The 23,426-nt window shown below is 35.8% G+C and carries 15 protein-coding genes and 1 pseudogene; 4 read left to right on the top strand and 12 right to left on the bottom strand.

What is annotated here, in order from left to right:
• Nucleotides 1–11: 11 nt before the first annotated feature.
• The 4 genes from NYE67_RS08870 to NYE67_RS08855 form a co-directional block, all read right to left on the bottom strand.
• The gene (locus NYE67_RS08870; RefSeq protein WP_340729782.1) at nt 12–746 is read right to left on the bottom strand and encodes a GTP cyclohydrolase II; all 735 of its coding nucleotides are present in this window, start codon (nt 744–746) and stop codon (nt 12–14) included.
• A 122-nt stretch (nt 747–868) separates the two neighbouring features.
• On the bottom strand, nt 869–2,314 hold the full coding sequence (panF, locus tag NYE67_RS08865) for a sodium/pantothenate symporter (protein WP_340728761.1): 1,446 nt from the start codon (nt 2,312–2,314) through the stop codon (nt 869–871).
• Nucleotides 2,314–2,586, bottom strand: a complete 273-nt coding sequence (locus NYE67_RS08860; protein ID WP_340728760.1) for a YhdT family protein — start codon at nt 2,584–2,586, stop codon at nt 2,314–2,316. The genes panF and NYE67_RS08860 overlap by 1 nt, the downstream gene beginning before the upstream one ends.
• A 225-nt stretch (nt 2,587–2,811) precedes the next feature.
• Complete coding sequence (locus NYE67_RS08855; protein WP_340729781.1) at nt 2,812–3,795, bottom strand: diaminopimelate dehydrogenase; 984 nt, start codon at nt 3,793–3,795, stop codon at nt 2,812–2,814.
• Nucleotides 3,796–4,034: 239 nt separating this feature from the next.
• Here NYE67_RS08855 and NYE67_RS08850 point away from each other — a divergent pair, with 239 nt between their 5' ends.
• Nucleotides 4,035–4,493, top strand: coding sequence for a hypothetical protein (locus NYE67_RS08850; protein WP_340729780.1), 459 nt, complete (start codon nt 4,035–4,037; stop codon nt 4,491–4,493).
• Nucleotides 4,481–4,774, top strand: a complete 294-nt coding sequence (locus tag NYE67_RS08845; protein ID WP_340729779.1) for a YxcD family protein — start codon at nt 4,481–4,483, stop codon at nt 4,772–4,774. The genes NYE67_RS08850 and NYE67_RS08845 overlap by 13 nt, the downstream gene beginning before the upstream one ends.
• Before the next feature lie 342 nt (nt 4,775–5,116).
• On the opposite strand, the gene NYE67_RS08840 is transcribed toward NYE67_RS08845, so the two are convergent.
• The 6 genes from NYE67_RS08840 to NYE67_RS08815 form a co-directional block, all read right to left on the bottom strand.
• On the bottom strand, nt 5,117–7,429 hold the full coding sequence (locus tag NYE67_RS08840; RefSeq protein ID WP_340729778.1) for a YhgE/Pip domain-containing protein: 2,313 nt from the start codon (nt 7,427–7,429) through the stop codon (nt 5,117–5,119).
• A gap of 344 nt (nt 7,430–7,773) precedes the next feature.
• Nucleotides 7,774–9,951 (bottom strand): 5'-nucleotidase C-terminal domain-containing protein, encoded by a 2,178-nt coding sequence (locus NYE67_RS08835; RefSeq protein WP_340729777.1) that lies wholly within the window; start codon nt 9,949–9,951, stop codon nt 7,774–7,776.
• 364 nt (nt 9,952–10,315) lie between these two features.
• On the bottom strand, nt 10,316–13,012 hold the full coding sequence (gene acnA / locus NYE67_RS08830; protein ID WP_340727840.1) for an aconitate hydratase AcnA: 2,697 nt from the start codon (nt 13,010–13,012) through the stop codon (nt 10,316–10,318).
• A 312-nt stretch (nt 13,013–13,324) separates the two neighbouring features.
• Nucleotides 13,325–14,155, bottom strand: a complete 831-nt coding sequence (locus NYE67_RS08825) for a DUF2785 domain-containing protein (protein ID WP_340730897.1) — start codon at nt 14,153–14,155, stop codon at nt 13,325–13,327.
• A gap of 127 nt (nt 14,156–14,282) precedes the next feature.
• Entirely contained in the window at nt 14,283–15,641 is a 1,359-nt protein-coding gene (locus tag NYE67_RS08820) for a vWA domain-containing protein (protein WP_340729776.1), read from the bottom strand.
• Between the two features lie 27 nt (nt 15,642–15,668).
• Nucleotides 15,669–16,787 (bottom strand): AAA family ATPase, encoded by a 1,119-nt coding sequence (locus NYE67_RS08815; protein WP_340727838.1) that lies wholly within the window; start codon nt 16,785–16,787, stop codon nt 15,669–15,671.
• Between the two features lie 280 nt (nt 16,788–17,067).
• Between NYE67_RS08815 and NYE67_RS08810 the strand changes: the two genes are divergently transcribed.
• Together NYE67_RS08810 and NYE67_RS08805 are read left to right on the top strand one after the other, a co-directional pair.
• Entirely contained in the window at nt 17,068–19,002 is a 1,935-nt protein-coding gene (locus NYE67_RS08810) for a right-handed parallel beta-helix repeat-containing protein (RefSeq protein ID WP_340729775.1), read from the top strand.
• A gap of 162 nt (nt 19,003–19,164) precedes the next feature.
• Nucleotides 19,165–19,443: pseudogene (locus tag NYE67_RS08805) on the top strand (radical SAM protein); the annotation flags it as partial.
• A gap of 224 nt (nt 19,444–19,667) precedes the next feature.
• On the opposite strand, the gene NYE67_RS08800 reads toward NYE67_RS08805, so the two are convergent.
• Both NYE67_RS08800 and NYE67_RS08795 read right to left on the bottom strand, forming a co-directional pair.
• Nucleotides 19,668–19,799, bottom strand: a complete 132-nt coding sequence (locus NYE67_RS08800) for a hypothetical protein (RefSeq protein ID WP_340729774.1) — start codon at nt 19,797–19,799, stop codon at nt 19,668–19,670.
• Nucleotides 19,800–19,879: 80 nt separating this feature from the next.
• Nucleotides 19,880–23,362, bottom strand: coding sequence for a tetratricopeptide repeat protein (locus NYE67_RS08795; RefSeq protein WP_340729773.1), 3,483 nt, complete (start codon nt 23,360–23,362; stop codon nt 19,880–19,882).
• Between the last annotated feature and the right edge of the window lie 64 nt (nt 23,363–23,426).

Genomic DNA, 23,426 nt, shown 5'->3' with positions numbered 1-23,426 from the left:
ATTCATTCCCCTTAAACTGTTAGCTTTTCAACTAAACCCATGTGTCCAGACTTTTGTACTTTCGTTTGCAAATACTGTTCATTCGTTTCGGTTAGACCGCCCCATAAAGGTATATGACCCGACACTAGAAGCCCGCTTTTTTTCAAGGCTTCCAGCTTTTTCGGGTTATTCGTAATCAGTGTCACTGGTTTTGCACGGAGTACTTGCAATACACGGATGGCATCGTCATATGAACGAGTGTCATCTTCAAAGCCTAGTGCATGGTTTGCTTCTACTGTATCAAAAGCTTCCTCTTGCAATAAATAAGCAAGTGATTTTGAAAATAAACCAATGCCGCGCCCTTCATGATCTGCCAAATATAATATTGCTCCGCAGCCATGATCGACTATCATTTTCATAGATTCATGCAACTGGTAGCCGCAATCACAGCGTTGTGACCCAAAAATATCACCTGTATGACAAATGCTGTGCATGCGAATTAAAGCATTCTCATCATGTGTAAAATCGCCATATACTAATACCGATGATTGCTGCCCGAAAGCTAAATTCATCGATGGTATCGACTGTACTACCTGCTCTTTCATTAAATCCTTTCCGACAGTAGTCCACGAATACCATTGGAAAGTCGCTTCAAAATCACCTTGTTTTATTGGTAGCTTTACCGGTCCAACAAGTGCAATATTTTGCAGATCGTCTCGACGGATAAGCTGAATTTTATCTTTTAAAATTGCCATTATATTTTCCATATATGATCACCTTGTTTTCTTTAAGTTACTTTACGTAACCTAGTTTATAATAATAAGTTAATAACGTCAAATAAACCGAAGCAATCTATCATATGATTGCTTCGGCTTTTTTGAAAGGGCTCTTAAAAATGATAATCCTCTATTTTCTTTACTTTATTTGCAATTAAACTTACAACTACAAATGTAAATAAAGATGCAAAAATAGGAATTGTCACCGAATGCATGCCGTATATATTTTCTGCAAAGCTATAAATAACAATATACAGCACTATACCAACAATCATCGAACTAATTGCTCCATATTTGTTCGCCTTTTTCCAATAGAGTCCAAACACAACGCTCCATAGGAATGCTGATTCCAATCCGCCAAACGCAAATAAGTTCAGCATAATTAATAGTTCAGGCGGTTTTACGGCAAAAATAACGACAGTAATTCCAATAATTGTCGTTACCCAGAAACTGCGGTTTTTAATTTGTGTATCACTAGCTTTTGGGTTGATATAATTTAAATAAATATCTTTTACAACGGTAGAGCTTACTAATATTAACAATGCATTAACCGTCGACATAATCGCCGCCATCGGAGCAGCGAGTACAATACCTGCTAAGACAGGCGGCAGTACTTCAAGCGTTAATAAAGGCATCACCTTATCGCCAACATCAATACCTGGCATTACAGGACGCGCAAATACACCAATTAAATGCATGCCGAACATGATTGTACCAATTCCGATCGTACCGATTAAAATAGCACGGTGTAAGCTTTTTGAATCTTTATAGCTCATTGCACGAACAGCAATTTGAGGTAAACCGATTACACCTAACCCGATTAATATCCAAAACGTTGAAACATATAAAGGTGTTAAATTACCAGTTGCACCAAATGGTGAAACTAAATTCGGATTTTCCGCAACTAGCCCTTGCATAATATTTTCTACTCCGCCACCGGCAATTACCGTAGCAATTAATAAAATAACTGTCCCGATAATCATAATCGACCCCTGCAAAGCATCGGTTAATGCTACGGCACGGAAACCTCCGATAACTACATATGCCAATACAGCCACCGCAAAAATCAGTAGTGCGTTCGTATAGGATAGTCCAGTCAACGATTCAATTAATCGTGCCCCACCGACCCATTGCGCTGTCATTGAAGCAAATAGGAAAATAATAATGCTAACGGCCGATAAAATAACAATCGTATGGCTGTCATAGCGTTTCTTTAAAAAGTCGATTAATGTAATCGCCTCAATACGACGCGATACGATCGCAAATTTCTTACCAAGAACCATCAGTACAAAATAGCCGGCAGGAAGCTGTGCCATTGCAAGTAATACCCAGCCGAGACCCGTATTATAAGCAACACCTGGGCCCCCGATAAAGCTTGATGCACTTCCGTATGTAGCCATCATAGTCATTGCTAGAAGGAATCCACCCATTTCACGACCGCCTAAAAAATATTCCTGCATAAAAGAGGTCGACGTTCGAACTTGTTTATTTGCCCAAATTCCAATTCCGAATATAACGATTAGAAATATGAAAAGTGGTACAATCACTTGCCAATGAATCATTGATGCTTGTCCTCCTCTTCAAGTGAAATATCTTTGAAGAAAAGCTTCATCGCAAGCCAAATACAAATAATCATAAAAACTGTTCCAGCAATACAGCTATAGAAAAACCAGGCCGGGAACCCTAAAATATATTTATATTGAAGCGGATCGCCTGAACCGAGTCCATAAGCAAAACCATACCAAATCGCAAAGTTAATAATGACAAGTATAACTCCGATTAATGCTTCTTTATGTGCGATTTTAAAACGCTTATCCTGCACAGTAAACATCCTTTCTTCAAATATCAATTTACGTTGGCAACTTTTTAAGATGCCTACATCATTCTTTTTGCTAAAAGAAGTTGAATAATCCTCTCTATCATACGTGGCAAAGCGTTAGAAGAAAAGACTTTCTAAATAGAAAAGCCCAAATTCCACGAAATTCGCAAACAATATTATTAATTTAATCAAAAAAACGGCGTCTAACTATAATATAGACGTCGTTTTTTCTTCCAATTAAAGTAATTCTTTTCGTAATTCTGTTGGAGATTTAGGTGATAGTAAGCCAAAAGGAATATCGAATACCGTTTTAGCTCCTTTATCTCCTTTAGCATGAAGTTTGTAGGCTGCACGTGCATATGCAACTAAAACACTCGATGTAAACATAGGATTCGATTCCAAATTTAATGAGAACTCTAAAATTTGTTTATCACCCTCGCCTGATTGACCAGAACGGATTACGAAACCTCCATGTGGCATACCTTGATGATTTTCATCAAATTCAGTTTCCGTAATGAAATTTACAGATGTATCATAATCTGCAAAATAATTCGGCATTTCTTTAATTTCTGTTTCAATGACGTTTGCATCTGCGCCATCTTCCAATACAACATAGCATTCACGAGCATGCTTTTCTCTCGTTGTCAGTTCCGGATTTTCACCATTACGGACACGATTCACCGCGTCTTTAATAGGTAAAGTATATTGGACTGCTTTTTTCACGCCATTAATACGGCGTACAGCATCAGAGTGACCTTGACTTAGCCCATTACCCCAAAATGTATATGTATGACCTGCCGGTAGCACTGCTTCACCTAGCAAACGATTTAATGAAAATAAACCTGGATCCCATCCAACGGAAATAATCGAAACAGTGTTATTCTGTTGTGCGACTGCATCCGCTGCATCAAAAAATGCCGGTATATTGGCATGTGTATCATAGCTGTCAATTGTATTAAACCATTGGGCAAAGTGAGGGACTTGCTCTGGTAAATCTGTCGCAGAACCTCCACATAAAATCATGACATCAATTTGCTCTTTATATTTCGGTGCATCTTCCACTAAATATACTGGTACATTAGCTGATTTTATTGAAACGGTACTAGGGTCTCGGCGCGTGAACACAGCTACCAATTCCATGTCAGCATTCTGACTGATTGCTGCTTCTACCCCACGTCCTAAATTTCCGTAACCTACAATACCAATACGAATGTTACTCATCTTTCTTCCTCCTAAACTATTTGGCGCTTTTTTAACTTACATAGTTATGTAAATTCAGAATATTCTATTCATCATACAATTTCATTTTTACGAATACAATATCTTTCGATTATTTTACAAGCAAATGTTATCTTTCGAGTAAAGCATGCTCTATTTACATAAAAGAGTTTTCATTTTCTATTTCATTCTTTTTTTGATATACTACTAAAGTAAATAAAAAGAAAATATGGGGGAAAGACATGAAAAAATTATCAGCTATACTGTTAGCGTTTGCACTAGTATTCTCAAGTGTAGGTTCTACAATTTTATTCGCTAACGATACACAGACTGTTGAAGCAAAATCCTATAAATCAGGAAAAAAAGGCTTTAGCAATAACAACAATAACAATTCAAATATTCAAAAGAATAATAATGATGCTACAAACCCTGCTGCAAAACAAAACAACGGTACAACAACTAAAAAAGATAATACAAACACAGCTTCAAACAAAGGCGGCCTAATGAAAGGCTTAATGCTTGGTGGTTTAGCTGGTTTATTATTCGGTAGTTTATTTGCCGGTATGGGTATGTTAGGCAACATTTTAGGCTTACTTATAAACGTTGCAGCAATTGCGGCAATCGTATTCTTCCTAGTTAAAATTTATCAAATTATTAAACGTAAAAAAGATAACGAGGTAACAGATACTTGGAAAAGCTAACATTACTTGAACAAGATTTAATTAATGCCGTATGTTTATTCCATGCAAAGTTCAAAAATGTAACACCAGATGAAGTTGAAGTGGAGCTTATGTACGATGATGTAGCAGGCTATTCAGCAGAAGCATTCTATAACGGTCAGTTGGATGTATACAACTCAGTAAATTTCATTATGGCACTTCGTCTCTACATCGACGATCAACTAGGCCGTGACTCAATGTCTGCACGTATTTCACTAGACATTGATGATGAAGAAGGCATGATTGCACATGTTGAATTTTAATTAAGTAAACTTATTGAGGCTGAGACAAAATAAAAATACAATTATTCTCTATAGAGAATAATTGTATTTTTTTGATACACAGAAAATTGGTTTCCGTTACGGGTACGCTTTCCGCGGGCACGGCCTGAGCCTGTAGTCTCAGGCGTCGTGCTGTTCCCGCTGGAGTCGACCCTTCACTCCAACCAATTTTAATAAAGTTTATTTATATATATAAATTCCGTTCATTTAAAAAGTTTTCTACTTATGTCCCCTCTTTTTTATTGGTTTTTTCCAAATAAACAGAAAACCCCGAAACTTGTTCGCGACAAATTTAGGGGCTTTCATATTTACTTGATGGCTGTTTTAAACAGTCGGTTGCACTTCTACTTCTGGTGTATACTTTGTCGTAAGAGTTTTGTAGCTTACGATAAATGCGATGAATGCCAACACCGATGCCCCTACTAAATAGATGGCAAGTATTGCGGCATTAGAAGATAATAATGAAACATCTCCTAATGAAATAACCGATTTAAAGCCTGAAATCGAATACGTAAATGGTAAGAATGAACTTACTGCCTGTAAGTTTTCCGGCAGCATCGGAATTGGTAAATTCGAACCTGTAATCGATAATTGTGCTACGACTAACACAAGTGCGATAAAGCGTCCGATATGACCTGCAACCGATACTAGGAAGAAGATAATTGACATAAATACAATACTTACAAAAATAGCGAATAAAATAAATAGCATGACATTAGCTACTGATAATTGTAATACCACTAGCGTAAATAGTGTTACAAGCACCGCCTGGATTGTAGCGAACATCGCTAATTGCATCCATTTACTAACGTACCAGCTTACCGCTGATTTTGGTAGTACTGCTGGCTTTTTGAAATCAACGAACAGTGATAATACAAGCATACCTACAAATAATGCTAACGATAAAATATACGGTGCTGTTGAATCACGGTAATATTCATATGGATTCACCTTTTCGCCAGCTAGTGCAACTGGTGAAGAGAACATCGCGATATTTTCATCAGTAATTCGTAAAGATGCTACTTGATCACGTCCACCTTCTAAACCAGTAGCTAAATCATTAGATCCTGCTTGAAGGCGGTTAACCCCATCATTTAATGAAGTAACACCTTCAGTCATTGTTTGCCAACCTAATGCTACTGTTTCATTACCAGTACTGATTTGAGTTAAGCCGTTTTTCAGGTTGGATACACCTGCGCCTAACTGATTCCAAGAGCTAGTTAACGTTTGGTTACCATTGGCTACTTGTGAAGCACCACTAGCTAATTGAGTGGCACCTGATACTACTGCCTTTTGTCCATTTACTAACTGGCCTACTCCTGCAACAGTTTGACCTTGACCTGTTACAAGCGCATCAATACCGCCTACAATTGTTTTTTGACCAACAATTGCATTTTCCAATCCTGTTGTTAAACTTGGCATCGATTGTGCAATTTGTTGAGCACCATTATTTAAAGCGCTTGCACTTTGAACAGCAACCGGATAAATTGTTGCTAATTCTGTTAAACCTTCACTTAAAGCTAACAAATTCGCACGATATGTTTCCATGCCAGGTGCTTGTGCCAATCCTTGCAGAAGTTGTGCGCCTTGACCTAATTGCTCAATATCTGCTTGTTTGGACTGTAATACTGTAGCTAATTGAGCTAAGCCATTAGCTAACCCTGGATTAGCTGCAGTTCCATCACCTAATGCAATTCCTGCATATAACTGATTTGCACCCGTTGAAAGCTGTTGTAATCCATTTAATAACTCTTCAGAACCTGGCTGCAATTGTTGCAAGCCATTATATACCTGATTCGTTGCTCCTTGGATTGAATTTAATCCAGCTAAAACTTGTTCGGAACCATTCTTTAATTGGCCAGCCCCGCTTGCTACTTCTTTCGCGCCACTAGCTAAACGGTTAATGTTACTTGTCCCGCCAGTAATCGCTGATAAAAGTTGACCTGCTCCATCGTCCGCTGTTTTTGCACCAGCAGCTAGTTGATTAATATCGGCTGATTTATCAGTTAATGATGATAGCAATGTGTTTGTGCCCTCAGCTAGCTGTTCCGTACCAGTTAAAATTTGCTTCGACCCGTCTGCACCAGTTGCAAACCCTGTCTCAATATCTGTAAATCTAGCAAATACTGTTCTGGCATATGTTGCAGTAATTTTGTCCCCTAATTGTTCGCGAAGCCTTTCCACCGCACTATTCGTTACTTGGGCACCCATGAAGTTTAACCCTTCATTTTGGATGTATCGCAGCTCTGGTACTTGCGGATTTGCATCAAGGACTGTTGTTACCTTTTGTGAAAAGTCCTCAGGCACTTCCACTACTAAATAAAATTCCTGCTTTTTGAGCCCATCCATTGCCTCTTTTTCAGAAACGAAATGCCACCCCAATGACTTACTTTCCTTCAATGTTTCCATTAAGTCATTGCCGACATTGATCGGTTGACCACTTGATACACCGCCAACATCTTTATTGACGAAGGCGACCGGCAAATTTTCCAAATTGTCATACGGTCCCCATGTAGCAGAAAGTAATACAGCTACGTAGACAATTGGAATTAACATAATGCCAATCAATGTAAAAAGTAATCCTTTACGATTTTTGAGCGAACTTAGCTCTTTTCCGAATAACTGAAATGACCCCATAAAATCCCCCCCTTTTTGAACTATTACTTATATACGAATGAATTACTACTCACTCCGTATATACATAAATATATTCTAAGTTTTTACATATTTCTACTATAAAATGTAAATATTTTCTCTGTAGTACGTGAATTTTGTTCATATTAATATTCAAAAAATAGGACAAAGTAATTGCTATATAATAATCTACCATAGTTCATTCGTCTGTTTTTCAGAATTTTCTATTTTATAAATTATTTAACTATAAAATTAATAGCCCATTTTTCATAATAATATTGCTGAAAATAAAATAAAAAAAATCACTAAATTGGTCGCCCAAATTAGTGATTTTTTCAATTTCAATATTATTTTGCTTCTACTGTCGCAACGTCTACAATACGACCTTCTGTTGTATATTTGATTTCTTTCATTGATAAAAGTTGTTCTTTTAAGTTTTCCCAATCCGATAATCCTAAATCAGTTACACGGCCATCTTCATATGCCTTCTTGAACATATCAAATCCGTCGCCGCCTTTAGCAGTAAAGGCATTTGTTGCAACTGTGTAAGTTTCGGTATCCGCTACATCAACATACGTTTTTGTCGCTTCGTCATAATATTTGACTGAAACTACGCGAGAGCCAGCTTCTTTAGAAGAATCGTACTCTAGCTTAGCACCTGAAATGTGTAGGAACCCGCCACTTTCTTTTGGAGCATCTTTAACAGCATGTTCAAATGCAGCTTTTATCTCAGCACCTGTAACATCCATCAATGCTAGCGTATTACCAAATGGTAACACTGTAATAACTTGGCCAGTTGTAATATTACCTGCTGGAATTGCAGCACGAATACCACCACCGTTTTGCATTGCCATTACAACTTTTTTATCCGTATATTGTTTCGCTTTTGTAAGCATACCGTCTGTAATAATGTTTCCTAAAACTGTTTCGCTATTACGTACACCTACTTTAATAGTTTCAGAAGTACGTGGACTTACTAACTCTTCCGTTAATGTAACCCCAATTTCAGCTGAAGAAATAGCATCCACTTTTTCTTTATATGGCGCAAGTAATTTCAAGCCTGCCTCATCATTTGCATAGTCCGCGACTTTAATTAATTGTCCTTCATGCTTTACAACTACACCTTGCTCATCGAATTCAAGATCCAATGTACCTAAGAAGCCAGCATATTCTTTCGCCTGCACAATTAATGTAGTATCCTTCTTCTCGCCAACAGTATTTGTATCAACAATAACTGGCTCTTTTAATTCTGTATGTGTGTGACCACCTACGATAATATCAATTCCAGGTACTGATTTTGCTAGAATTTGATCATTATCATATGCTGCATTGTCATCGAAGCCGATATGTGTAAGCGCGATAATTTTATTTACACCTTTGTCTTCAAATGCTTTTACTGCTTTTGTTGCTTCATCAATGTAATTTTCGAATGCGATACTGCCTGGAGATGAAATATCTTTTGTTTCAGCTGTTGTTAAGCCAAAAATACCGACTTTTTCACCATTCACTTCTTTAATCATACCGCTATAAATTTTACCGTTTTCCGGCTCGCTTGAAATTAAATCTGAGAACATTCCCGTAAATAAGGCTTCCTTTGAAAAATCAACATTTGCTGTTAATACCGGGAACTGTGCAGCTTTAATAAAGTCAACTAGCGCTTTATGTCCTTCAGGTGAAGATCCTAAATCAAACTCATGATTTCCTAATGTAATGGCATCAAATTTCAATGCATTAATAAATGGTAGATCAGCTTGTCCTACAAATTCATTGGAGTATAATGTCCCACTAAGAATATCTCCTGCATGTAAAAGCAATGCATCTGGATTTTTAGCACGTTGCTCATTGACTGCTGTCATTAATTTAGGGAATTCTTCAACACGTCCATGTGTATCGTTAACATGCATAATTGATAATTTATAATTATTTGTTTCTGGTTCTGGAGTTGGCTCTGGTGTAGGTTCTGGCTCTGGAGCTGGTGTTGCACCTGCTAACATCGTAGCTAATACACTAGAAAGTTCTCCACGCGTAAGTTGTTTTGTTGGATTGAACACTACTTTTGCTTCTGTTAATAATGCTGTTGCATCAACCGGATAAACGGCAGAAACATTCCTTAAAATTTTTGCAAATTGATTATGTGTAATTTTATCTGCTGTACGGAATGTACCGTCTTGATAACCATTTACAAAGCCTGTTGCTACTAATGCAGCAATTTGGTTGTAATATTGATTTGAAGTTTCGATATCTTTGAAATTAGGATTCTTTACATTTGTTGTATCAAGTTTTAATGCACCTGCAATCATCTTAGCTGCTTGTCCACGTGTAACAGTTGTATCCGGCTTAAATGTACCATCGCCAAATCCTTTTACAACGCCTGCAGCTGTTAATGCATTAATTCCATCCGCATATGGATGATTCGCACTTACATCTGTAAAAATTGTCTCTTCTGCTAAAACACCTGTTGCGCCAACAGCTACTGCAGTATATGCTGCTAATGCTGTTGCTGAATACATTCTCTTTTTCTTCATAAAAAAACCCCCAATAATATTTTTACCTACCTTTTTGATAGTAGCTGAATATTATAGAAATTTCCACATTTTCTGAAAAATTAATGTAAAATTAACAAAATATTGCGTTCTTTATGTATTTTGAGGTTTGTGTTTATACGAACAATTCTGGATTATTCTTTTCATTTATACGTTTCTACTAATTCCAAAAAATTTTATTTAACGATAGTATTTTGATATTAGACTTTAAATTCTATTTATTAATCGCGAGAGAATTTATTCGACACTATTTTTATTATTCGACACCTCATTTCCAGGCAATTTCAAACATAAAAAAAGTAGCACAAACCAAATACATGGTTTGTGCTACTTATGTTAAACAGTATTATTGTTGTGCAGCTTTAGCACGTAATACCATTTGTAGGATACCACCGTGACGGTAGTAGTCTACTTCTACTTCTGAGTCGAAACGAGCTAATGCTTTGAACTCAGTTACTTTACCTTCTGGAGAAGTTGCAGTAACAGTTAGGATATCACGTGGTTTAACATCATCTGTTAAGTTAACGTCGATGATTTCGTCACCTTTTAATCCTAATGAATCAGCAGAATCGCCATCCATAAATTGTAGTGGTAATACGCCCATCATTACTAGGTTAGAACGGTGAATACGCTCATAAGATTGTGCGATTACAGTTTTAACGCCTAATAAGAATGTACCTTTAGCAGCCCAGTCACGAGATGAACCCATACCGTAGTCGTTACCAGCTAATACTACTAAGCCAGTACCTTGCTCTTGGTACTTCATGCAAGCATCGTAAATGTACTCAACTTCGCCTGTTGGCCAGTAAGTAGTGAAACCGCCTTCTGTACCTGGAGCGATTTGGTTACGGATACGGATGTTCGCGAATGTACCGCGCATCATAACTTCGTGGTTACCACGACGAGATCCGTAAGAGTTGAAGTCACGGATTGCAACACCGTTTTCGATTAAATACTTACCAGCTGGTGTATCTTTACCGATCGCACCTGCAGGAGAGATATGGTCAGTAGTGATAGAGTCACCGAACTTAGCCATTACACGCATTCCAGCTAATGTTTGGATAGCATCTGGCTCTTTAGAAAGACCAGTGAAGAATGGTGGGTTTTGGATGTAAGTTGATTTTTCATCGAAAGTATATAAGTTTTCAGTTGAAGTTTCGATTGCATTCCAAGCTTCGTTAGCAGTGAATACTGTTTCGTATTCTTTTTGGAATAATTCACGAGTAACAACTTTATTTAATACTTCATTAACTTCTTCAGTTGATGGCCAGATGTCAGCGAAGAATACATCTTTACCGTCTGGAGTTTGTGCGATAGCGTCTTTTTGTAAGTCGATATCTACAGTACCAGCTAAAGCGTAAGCAACAACTAATGGTGGTGAAGCTAAGAAGTTAGCTTTTACTAATGGGTGTACACGGCCTTCGAAGTTACGGTTACCTGATAATACAGAAGTTACGAATAAATCGTTTGATTTGATTGCTTCTTCTAATTCTGGTAATAACGGACCTGAGTTACCGATACATGTTGTACAACCGTAACCTACAGTGTTGAAACCGATTTGGTCGAAGTAGTCTTGTAAACCAGACTCTTCTAGGTAACCAGTTACAACTTTAGAACCTGGTGCTAAAGAAGTTTTAACCCACTTAGCAGGTTTGATTCCTAACTCAACCGCTTTTTTAGCAACTAAACCAGCAGCTAATAATACGTATGGGTTAGAAGTGTTTGTACAAGAAGTGATTGCAGCGATTGCTACAGCACCTGCTGGAATTTCTACGTCACCTTCTGCAAATTTAGCAGTAGATGTTTTAGAGAATTCTTCTTCTGTTAAACCGAAACCTTGAGTACCTTGTGGAGCTACTACTGATTCACGGTAAACACGTTTCATTTCAGTTAAAGGAATTAAATCTTGTGGACGTTTAGGACCAGAAAGGTTAGCTTCGATATCCCCAAGGTTAATTTCTAATACGTCTGTGTATACTGGCTCTAAGTCAGCATCAAAGAACATGTCGTTAGCTTTTAAGTAAGCTTCAACAACAGCAATATGCTCTTCGTCACGGCCAGTTAAACGCATGTAGTTTAATGATTCTTCGTCAACTGCGAAGAAACCACAAGTAGCACCATATTCTGGAGCCATGTTAGAGATTGTAGCACGGTCAGCAAGTGGTAAAGCAGGTACGCCAGGTCCGAAGAACTCAACGAATTTGTTTACTACACCACGAGCACGTAATACTTGTGTTACTTTTAATGCTAAGTCAGTTGCAGTTGTACCGTTTGGTAATTCGCCAACTAATTTAACACCGATAACATCAGGAATTGGGAAGTAAGATGGTTGACCTAACATACCAGCTTCAGCTTCGATACCACCAACACCCCAACCTAGAACACCGATACCGTTGATCATAGTTGTGTGAGAGTCAGTACCTACTACTGAGTCAGGGAATGCGATTAAACCGTCTTCTGTTTCGTTAACGTGTACGATTGGAGCTAAATACTCTAAGTTAACTTGGTGTACGATACCTGTTGCAGGTGGTACAGCACGGAAGTTATCATAAGCAGTTTGAGCCCATTTTAAGAAGTTATAACGTTCAGCGTTACGTTCGAACTCTAAATCCATGTTCGCTTGTAAAGCTGCAGCGTTACCGTATTTGTCTACTTGTACTGAGTGGTCAATTACAAGGTCAACTGGGATAGCTGGGTTGATTTTAGCTGGGTCTCCACCCATTTCTTTCATTGCAGAACGTAATGAAGCTAAGTCAACTACTACTGGTACACCAGTGAAATCTTGTAATACAACGCGTGAAGGCTTGAATGGTACTTCAGCTTCTTGGTTGTGAGAACCGAAATTTGCTAAATCGTTTACGTGCTCTTCTTTAATTACATAGTTGTCATATTGACGTAATACTGATTCTAATAATACTTTAATTGAATAAGGTAGGCGTGAAATTTTTGCGATACCAGCTTCTTCAAGAGCAGCTAAACGGTAGTAGTTGTAAGTCTTACCGTTCACTTCAAATGAAGAACGACTGTTGTGTAAGTTTGCCATTTTTGTGTTCCCCCTAGTTTTTTCATAATCGAAAAGGTTATAAAGCTCTTTTCTCCACATTCAATAATAACGCATTATTATACATAAGTAAATTGCATTATTATTATCTTTTACAATAAGTTTTAATTATGACCTATCGGAAATACATATTTATTCTACAATATTATTTAGAATTCCTACGTCGTTAAAAAGTTAGCCTCACACTATACTTACCAACAATTTCCTTATTCAAATTAAATCCTATTTAGATGGAGGGTTTTCATTGCTTCATAACATTTTTCCACAAAATTCATTATAGCAGTAAAATAAAAGTTAACCTAACTTTATCCACCGCTGTATGAATATCGATACGGTACTCCGTAACTTTTCATGTCGATTTGCAAATTTCAAATAGAAGTAAAGTGTTTTGCTTAAATTTAATTGATTAGTTCTTGCTTTATACCAAAGTGCACTATACCCCTGCGCGTAAGCAGATGCTTCTAGCTGGTCAAAAAGCTGTTCAAACCATTCAATGAATAAATCTTCCTCAATACCCTTTACTATCAAGGCGTTAATGACATTGCAAAAACGTTCGTCTTCATCATCAATGAATACATAGTCTTTCCATAAATTTGCACGGATCGCCTGCAATATTTGGAAAGTAAAGCGAATTGAATACTCGGGGTGTTCGATAATTGCACATAAGAGCTCACACGCATTTGCAACACTATGCGCCCAACCGGACTTTATATTAACATAGCTGCGTAAATCCTGTTCCTTTGTTAATAAATCAATCGCATTTTGTGTAATCTGTTCCAATTGTTCCTTATTTAAATAGGAAAGTTGTCGATCAGCATTTACAATTGCCGCCAAATACAGGGCAGAATATGACCGTTGAAAAACCGTGCCTGTCCCACTTTCACCAATATTGGCAAGTAGACCTTTATCCGCAAAAAGATGATCGACAAATTGATTAATCATCTTTTCGCTTAGCGCATTTTCCGTTAAAAGTTGGATAAACAAACGATAATTTAACTGGTCTCGAATGGCAGCATCTTCCTTGCCAACTCCGTCCAGTAAATTTTCCACAATGGTAGGATTCAACTGAATATAATGTTTTCGTTCATCTACCGACATTTCAAATAATTCATCATAATCTTCCATTAACAAAAAAACGCCCCCTAAATCATATACCCATTATTATCTATACCATTGTAAGAGACGGTAAGCTTTTTGACTAGGAGAACGTACGCAAAATTGGAAAGGGATGATTTTCAATACCAATTTGCACCTATAGAACGAACGCATCACCAGCTTCAAATAGTTCATTTACTTCAATGACACGATCTGAAAATTTCTGGACGACATTTAAATCAATTGCATTAAATAAATTTGTTAAAACAACAGCTGTACATTCGAATTGTTTTTTCTTTTTTAAGTGATTAAATTCTTCGACAAATCTTGTTGGCAAAAAACTCGAACCATCCGTAACAAACAATAGATCCGCTTTATTGAACTCACTTTTCAATAAAATATTTAACGATTCACGAAGAGGTAACTCGTAATTCGTACCGCCACCTAAGAAGCTATTGCTGAATTGGATTAAATCGTCGGTAGTCGCTTGACCTTTTCTAAAAAAGACAACTTCTCCTATATTTGTAGCAAATGGAACAATGGCAAAATCTCTCTTTTGCTTTTTAGCGATTGTTAACAGAGCAATACAAAATGCTTTGCTCTGCTCTTTTATCGCTGTCATGGAACTGCTTTCATCAATACAGACAATAATGGGTCCCTTCCCTTTACGTGCTTTCCCTTTCGTACCAAATACGAAGGTCTGCTGTTCACTTAGTCGTTTTAAAAAATCCAGCTTACTTGGCCTCATCATATAATTGGCTAATTCGAGCGGTAGTATTCGCGACACTTCATGCCCGGTTGAAATATTTCGAAATTCCATATTTCGCTGATTTTTCATCTTTTGTTTTTTCATGGCGATTTTTTTAAAACGACCAACTAAGTCTGCAATGCGTTGCAGTTCCTTTCTCTGACCGATGACTGAAGCGAGTTTAAATTGATCTGACAACGGAATATTTTCAATTTTTTTGCCATCCATTGTACCAACTGTTCGAACAGCTTTTTTCGTATTGCGTATTTTCTTTTTATTTTCTTGGAGCATCATACTAATTGACGTTTCTCCAAGCTGTCGAATATGTGCTTTCATTTGTGCTGTACTGGCACCAAGTTCCTGACCGTTCTGTTGAGAATTTACTGCAAACGTATCATTATTTAACAGCTCTAAATTTTGAAGCAGCTGTTCCGCAATACTGATTGATGTTAGGACACTTAATAAATCATCTCCCTGTGTTAAGGAGTGCCATTGAACGTATTCCTCATTTTTCAGTAGATGACGGATAAATTCGAATTGTGTATCATCGACACGATCGATATTTCCTTTTAAGATTGGCTCCTTATGATAAAAGGCATACCAGCAATCCCCAATTAAATTCGTAAAACCGGCAACTTTTCTTTCACCTGCTACACAGCTGTCATTTAACCTTGCCGCCATTTTTAAAAGCTCGTTGAAACGTTCTTTATAAGTCGCGCTGATGTCGAAAACAGATCGACTATAAAATACAAATACGTTACCTCTCAAGCATTGTTCACCACCTTAAAGCATAATTTAAAATCCGATAACATCCGACGTAATTCGTAGCAACTGTTTATGCATTTCAGTTTTTAAACTTTGTAATTCCGGCCGATTAGGTATTTGGCGATTCATGTTTTGCACTTCCATAAACAATGATTTCCCCTGCATTAATAATTGACTAAGTTCTGTTCGTGCTATCGGTGTCCTATGAAGTAATGTAGTTTGTGCAGTCAGCATAATCGTTTCGAATTCAGCTGTCGTACGGTGAATAAACGCATCTACTGTATCAAAGGCAATCTCATGAATAATTTCTTTCGCCGAACTTTTTTGATCGCTTGTTTCCCATAAAACATTCGCCATAATCGCTAAATCTTCTCTGACAACTTCTGTTCTTCCAGCTAAGTAAGCTTTCGCCCTTAAGATGGACAGGGACTGTTTAAACCGGCGATCAGAAGGTCTTATTCCCTCGTCTTTTAGTGCTTGACGAATTTTAGCAATCATTTTAAGAATGCCGTCCGAAACGTCAATATTCGCTACTAGTTCCTGGTGTTCATAAAGCTCTTCCAGCGATATTTTTGAAACATTTTTTTCATTTTGATCTTTCAGCATAGAGATGAAGGAATCCTCATTACGAATATAATCAACTTCATAGCGAAGCAAAAAACGGTCAAATAACGCTTCCAGACCTTCGCCTTCTTCTATATATTCATTGGAAGAACCTACAATTGTTAAAAGCGGAGAAGGTATTGGAACTCCATTGTTATAATAAATTCGCTCATTAATGAGTGTAAGCAACGAATTTAATATAGCTGAATTTGCTTTAAAAATTTCGTCGATAAATGCAAAATGCGCTTCCGGTAGCATATTGGTTACATTCCGTCTATAAATTCCCTGTTCCAAATCCTTCAATGACAGCACGCCAAATAACTCTTCCGGTGTACTGAAAGGTGTCAGCAAATGCTGAAAGTAACGGCTTTCATCGACAATGGAGCCAAGCATTGACGATAGCACACTCTTACCTGTACCCGCTGGACCTATAAATAACACATGTTGTTTAGATAAAAGTGCAATTAATAATGCCTCGACTTCTTCTTCCCTATCATAAAAACATTCATTTAATTGTTGTTGGATAATTTGTAGTTGCTTTTCCATATTACACTCCCTTTTCTTCTACTAAGAAATCTGCAATGTATGGATTTTATGTATGATGTATTTCTCTTCCTATTTAAAGTTTCACTTCCTACGTGATTTTTAAACCTATTTCTTGAATTTGACAGGTCTTTCATTTAATTGGAGGAATAATTCAGGTCGTTTTATACTATTTTAAATAGTAGTAACTAAAACTTTTTTTATGTAATTTTTAAATTAAATGATTATTTTCGTTATTTTACGTGAACATATTACATATAGCATGTTTTGCAGGAGGAATCGTATGGTGATAGTAAAAGTGTCTACTTCATTTTTTTCAATGGTGAAAACAATCAGCCGAGCTGTTCAAAAGGCAACAAATGACGACATAATCGTCGTAAATGCCGGCAAATATAAAGAGACGTTAACTTTTCTGGACAGTAGAACAATTACTGCTAAAAATGCAGGAACCGTTGTCGTAGAAGGAACGATACTCATCGCTAAAGCAGCTGTCGTTACTTTTGAAAACATGACCATTCAACCTACGTCGCAAATTTTTGTAGAAGGTCAGTTAATTTTAAAGAACTGTGTTATTCAAGGTGGTCTAACAAACGTCCTAATCGCAATGAAGGGCGGCACTGCACATTGTGAGAAAACCCATTTCAGAGATGCACCGGATATTGGCGTAACCCTCATTTCCGACAGTAAAGCACATTTCGAATACTGCCATTTTGAACAAAACAAAAAAGTGCATTTACTCTTGGAAAACTCCACTGCCCACTTGGAAAATTGCGAGCTTTCAAAAGGTAATCAGGCGATATGGGCTAAATCGAATTCAAAGGCCTATTTAAATAATGTAAAAGTCCATCACCATTCAGGTACACAAATAGTCATACAGGACCATTCGCTATTGGATATAAAAGAAAGTGAAATCAAGCAAGGCGAAGGTAACGGGATATATGCATCCGAACATTCGATAATTCATCTCGCTCAAACTACAGTTCATCATCATACCCTTCCCCAATTATGGATTCAAAAAAGCTCCTTGAACATTAGCGAGTGTCAAATACAGCATGGAAGTGAATCGGGTATTATGCTGCGGGAATATGCGGAAGCAACGATTTCCGATACTGTGCTTTCATTTCATAAAATAGCCAATGTGCAACTGACATTTGAATCTTTGTTGAATATGACAAATAGTGAAGTACTTAATAGTCAGGGAGTTGGCATTCAATTAAAGGAAAAATCAATTGCCAACTTTACTGATACGGTGTTTGCAAATAATGTCCTACCGCAACTTTTCATCACGGAAAATTCGATCTGTACATTAAAAAGTGTAACGATTGAGGATGGAAAGCAGATTGGAGTCTTTGCGGAGAAAGGGTCTTCTTGTTCCATAGTATCCAGTACGATTACAGGCCATAAAAATGCGGCACTTACGGTAATCGAAGCAGAAATGTTTCTGTTGAATACAACAATTCATCATAATAATGGGAATGGGCTATTTGCCGTTAATAATGCGAAGGCGACGTTGGATAACTGCCAATTTAATCACAACGATCTGGCGCATATTGCCGGGAAAAACGACAGCACGATTCATATTAGTCACAGTGAATTAACGGGTGGAAAAAGTATTTTTGTTATTGACCATTGCCAATTGGACATTATCGATTCTGTCATTAAGGATGGAACCGGAGCCCAAATAGAAATGATTGATCATATCAATGCCACTATCCAAAATTCCAAAATCATTGACGGGCAAACGAACGGAATAATAGCGATGAAAGATACATCGGTGAATATTATTGAGAGTCAAATTTCCTCGCATAAAATGCCACAGGTAATTGTCAATGATAGTTCGATTATTTTCAAAAACAGTGAATTGCTCGAAGGCGAACGGAATGGTTTTATTATTAAAAATCATGCCGAAGCATTGATTCAAGATTCATTCATTTCCAATCATGGCTATCCGCAAATATGGATTGACTCAGAATCTACCGTTGAACTAAAAGCAACACAGCTAACTGAAGGTCGTGAATCGGATATCTATGTGCAAAACAACTCCGTATTGCATGCTTCAAACTGCATCATTCAAAATGCAAAGTTCAACTTTAATATTCAGGCAGTTAATTTTTCTAAAATATATCTCGCTGAAACAATGGTAGACAATTCGTTTGGCTCGAAATTTTACAGTGAGAACAACAGTCAAATTACTTACAACATGGATGAAATAAGCTAAATAGTATGCTACCTGTATGTTAATAAACGTCAGGTAGTTTTTTTGTGGAGACGTATATATGTGCACGATCCTTTAGAATAAATCCAAGTAAAATAAGGTTTTAGGTTGCATCTCTAATAATTTATGAGAAAATAAATTGTTGGAAAGGAAGATCGAAAGAAAATGAAGACATTAGAAAGACAAAACATTACGACAAGCTACGACCCATGGGAAGCTTATATGGATATCGAAAAACATGGTAAGTTGACTTTATCAAATATTGAATTTACTACTACTACATTATGCAACATGCGCTGTGCACACTGCGCAGTTGGCTATACATTGCAGACTAAAGATCCCGATGCTTTACCAATCGATTTAATTTTAAAGCGTTTAGATGAGATTCCTCATCTTCAAACAATCTCGATCACAGGCGGAGAACCCTATATTTTATTTCGAAGCTTTTAAATGAGCTGTTTATTTGTAAAAATATCCCTAATCTTTAACATAAATAATATAATTATTTTTGTTGATTTTCTTTTGGCTAGATTTTTCACTTGTGTTTCACAAGGTTGAGGTAAAAGAAAAATAACAACCCATTCTGAAAAAAAGCTCAGTCAAAATAGATTGTTATCTACACATTTACGATTGCATTCATTAACTGAACAATAAACAAAAATGCGTTTTCACTGTTCTGTATCTTTCAACTTAACCATGACATTGCCCCAAACATCCGCTACTAATTCATCATAAGGCTTAAATCCTAATGGTTTCTGTAATAGTTTATATAGAATATCAGTCATCATTTTGTTTTGCATTACTAATTTTATAAAATCTTCGTATAGATGAACGTGATATTCCTTTGAATGTTCGGCAAACAGATTCTCAAAAATATCCTTTACCTGTATATATATATCTGGTCATAATCTGGAGTTTTATATAATTGTACTAAGTAATCGTAAATTTCAAATAATATAATATGGTTAACACAGTTCCTGTATTTTTTTTTAGTTAAGTCACTTACAAGTTTAATCAATTCATTAATGTCAATAAGCTCCTCTTTGTACAGTAGTGCAATTATATTAATTACAGGCGCGGTATTATCCGTAGCATTACATATCCTTGAAATAAATAAATCATCACATACAAGTACAGCCCTTTCACTTGAAGCAATATTAATAGCTTCAAATTCACTTATGTCAACAGCAGCATATATTTTGTCATAAAAGCTTGTATTAATTACTTCTGGTTTAAATTCATGAAAATTATTGATTGCCATTAATATTTGTGTCCAAAATGTCTTTTTAAATATTTTTGTCTCTTCGGTAGACTCCGCCATCCTAAAATTACTGTTTTCATCTAAGAAAGCCGTTGATACAACTGAATCATATTTAATCGAATCAGATATCCCTTTTCTTACAAACAGCTTAATGCTCGGAGATATATATAATCTATCTGAGATAGTTTGAAGTCTATCTAGATATCCTAATGCATTTATTAATACTAACGAACTTATTGTTAAAGCATATTTAGCACCCTTTTTAACATCAGCGCTATATACTGAATACAGAGCTTGTTCTTCATTATTCAATAAAAAATAGATAGTTTCAAAATATTTATCAATATCCTTTCCCGATAAATACGATATCGGTACTCCAGATTTAATTTCAAAGTTGTACAACCTCAATTTCTTCTCAATTTCTTCCTTTCCTGATTTAATAAAAACTGTTGTCTTTTCTATCATTTGTTCAATTGTTTCACCAGAGATAGGAATAACCGTTTTATTTCCAGGATGATCTTCCTGTATCTTCTTTAAAAAATACCTAAAGAAGAATGTATATATATCAAGTATTTCTAATACCTTGTACTCTACTCCTTTATATAATACATGGCTTCCTTTTTTGCCAGTTGCTTTAAGTATATAACTGTCGTCACTTGTACTTTTTAGGTTGATACACCCAAACTTATATTCACCATCTTCTATTATAATTTCATCATTTGAATGTATCATTACATTCTGTATAAAACCCTCAGCATTCTCAAGAGTAGAAACCGAATCATCGATTATTTTAGAGTATTCCACAACACCTGACTCTTGATGAATATTGTTAAAGTGTACTTTTAAGAAACCCGCAATCTCTTCCTCTTGAATTTGTTCCATATATTTATAGAATCCGTTTTTTAATACTGATTTTGCATCACCCCAACGTCCTCTATAAGCAAAATATTGTGCAACAATCAAATGTTTTTTTAGTTCACTTGTCTTCAATAACATATTGGCTTCATGTGTTGCATCATAATTTATAGAACCTAGCGTAATGCATTGAAGCAGATTTATTTGATAAAAAGAGTCTTCACCATGAACTGTCTTATATTCTAATATAGAATTTAATGCATCAAAATATCTTTCGGTCAATATTTCAATATGGAACTTAACTTGAAGTAAATATTTATGTCGATTACCGTTAGAATAAAATGAAATTACTTGTTGCTGTAAATCAGCAAAGTTTTCATTGTGAGGATCTACTTCGCCATATGAGAACAAAAATAATTCCAATGCCTCATCATTTATTAATAGTGATTTTTCAAGAATATTTCTTGTTAATTGAAACTGTCCATGTTCATATAACACCCTTGCCAGCCTAAGTTTTACGTTAACTTCAACTTGCTCAACTAAATCAGAAACAAGCCCTAAGATTACTTCATATACGTCATTGATCCTATGTTCATACAAAAAAGTAAGGGCTTTTTCAACAAACCAAATACTATTCTTATACTGCTCAATGTTTGCTATTATTAATTGTTTAGCATCCCCTATTTTATCAATTTTCTCAAATAATTGTATCTTGTACAATAAAATAACACCTAGCTCATCGTATAAATTAACTTTATCTTCGTTAAATATTTTCTCAACTAAATCCCATCTATTTAACCTTGTATAACAATAAAGAAGCCTAATTAATAATATAGGGTCTTCTTTCCATATGTGTTCTAAGTACATCATTGCATTTTCGTAATCTTCAGTGAAGAAGTATATTTCCGACAACACAATATAAATCGGCTCTTCATTAATAAGGTCTTCATCAATGTTCTCAATTTTTTTAATAGCCAGTTCTGGATTGTCCACTACAACCAAACTAAGATAATTAGACCAGTGCTGAATTCTTATATCTTTTGATGCCCCTTTAATAAAGTAAAAAGCCCGATTTAAATCATTATATATCTCTCTTGCTCTTTCTTTAATTTCATCATTTATATTAGTTTTATCGTTCAAATTCATTAAATATATATAAGCTTTAGCAATAGTCATATAGTAATCGTAAGAGATGTTATACTTGATACTCATTGCTGCTTTGAAGTATGATTCTGCTCTTTCAAAATCATTTCTAAAAAATGATACAAATCCAAGGTGTGAAAAAGCTTTAGCATCATTTCTTAATATCATTTTGACATTATTCTCTTCATCTAGAAGTAACCCTAAAACAGAATCAAAATTCCCTATCCGTAAATGATAATTCGATTCTTTCAGTATCAAATTTTGTTCATCTGTACCTTTTTCTCTTAAACGTTGAATAGCAACAGACACAAACTCATAGTCGTTTTTATAATTACCAATCAAATAATCGATTTCATAAATATATTTGCTTTCTGGAGAATAATGTTGAATTGTTTTGCGAATAGCACTAATCTTCTGTATCTCTTCGGTATTAATATAAACTTGAGCTTTTTGGAAAAGTAACTTTCCTCTTTGTTCTTTATTAATATGCACCACAGATTCAAAAATTTCAGTTATAGCTTCAAGTGATTCACCATATAGACCTTTGTCAATGAGATTATCTATTTCCTCAATTTTTTGCTCTAATAAATAATCTTCCCCTAATTTTTCCTCAATAGTTTTAATAATATTGCCTTCAGATTTACCAATTGATTCATCAACTATTGATAATACAGCCTTGTCTTTAATTGCCAAAAATGACTCTCGGAAATCAACTAAAATTGAGAAGAGTTCAGAAAAATAATCTTCGAAATCACTTAATCTCTTAATATGGGGATGATTAAATTTGTCTTTCTTTAAATTGACGAACTCAATCGCCTCGTCGGCAAGTTTTTTCGAAAAAGAGTTATAATCTTCCTTTGAAATTTTATAAGAATTAAAAATCCTTTGTATTATTTTATCAATAATTTTATTTTGCTCAATAAAATCACTAAAGTAATTACTGTCGACTTCTGTATCATCAAACTTCCGATTAAACTCAGTTACTTTCTCTTCAATTTTCCTAATAAGCTTCTTTTCTTCTATAGTAGTTAATCCTTTTGACAAAAGATAATCTGCAAAAATTGGAGCTATCACCGATCCAGCAATATAAGCTAAAAAACTCAAATAAATCAACCACCTTTCCCCTATACCCAAATTACATTATATTTTGCATATATTTAACTTTAAC

The organism is Solibacillus sp. FSL W8-0474, from assembly GCF_038004065.1.
In the GTDB taxonomy this organism is placed as follows: Bacteria; Bacillota; Bacilli; order Bacillales_A; family Planococcaceae; genus Solibacillus; species Solibacillus faecavium.
Note: the sequence above shows the minus strand (reverse complement) of the source record. Positions and strands in the feature narration are given on the sequence as shown.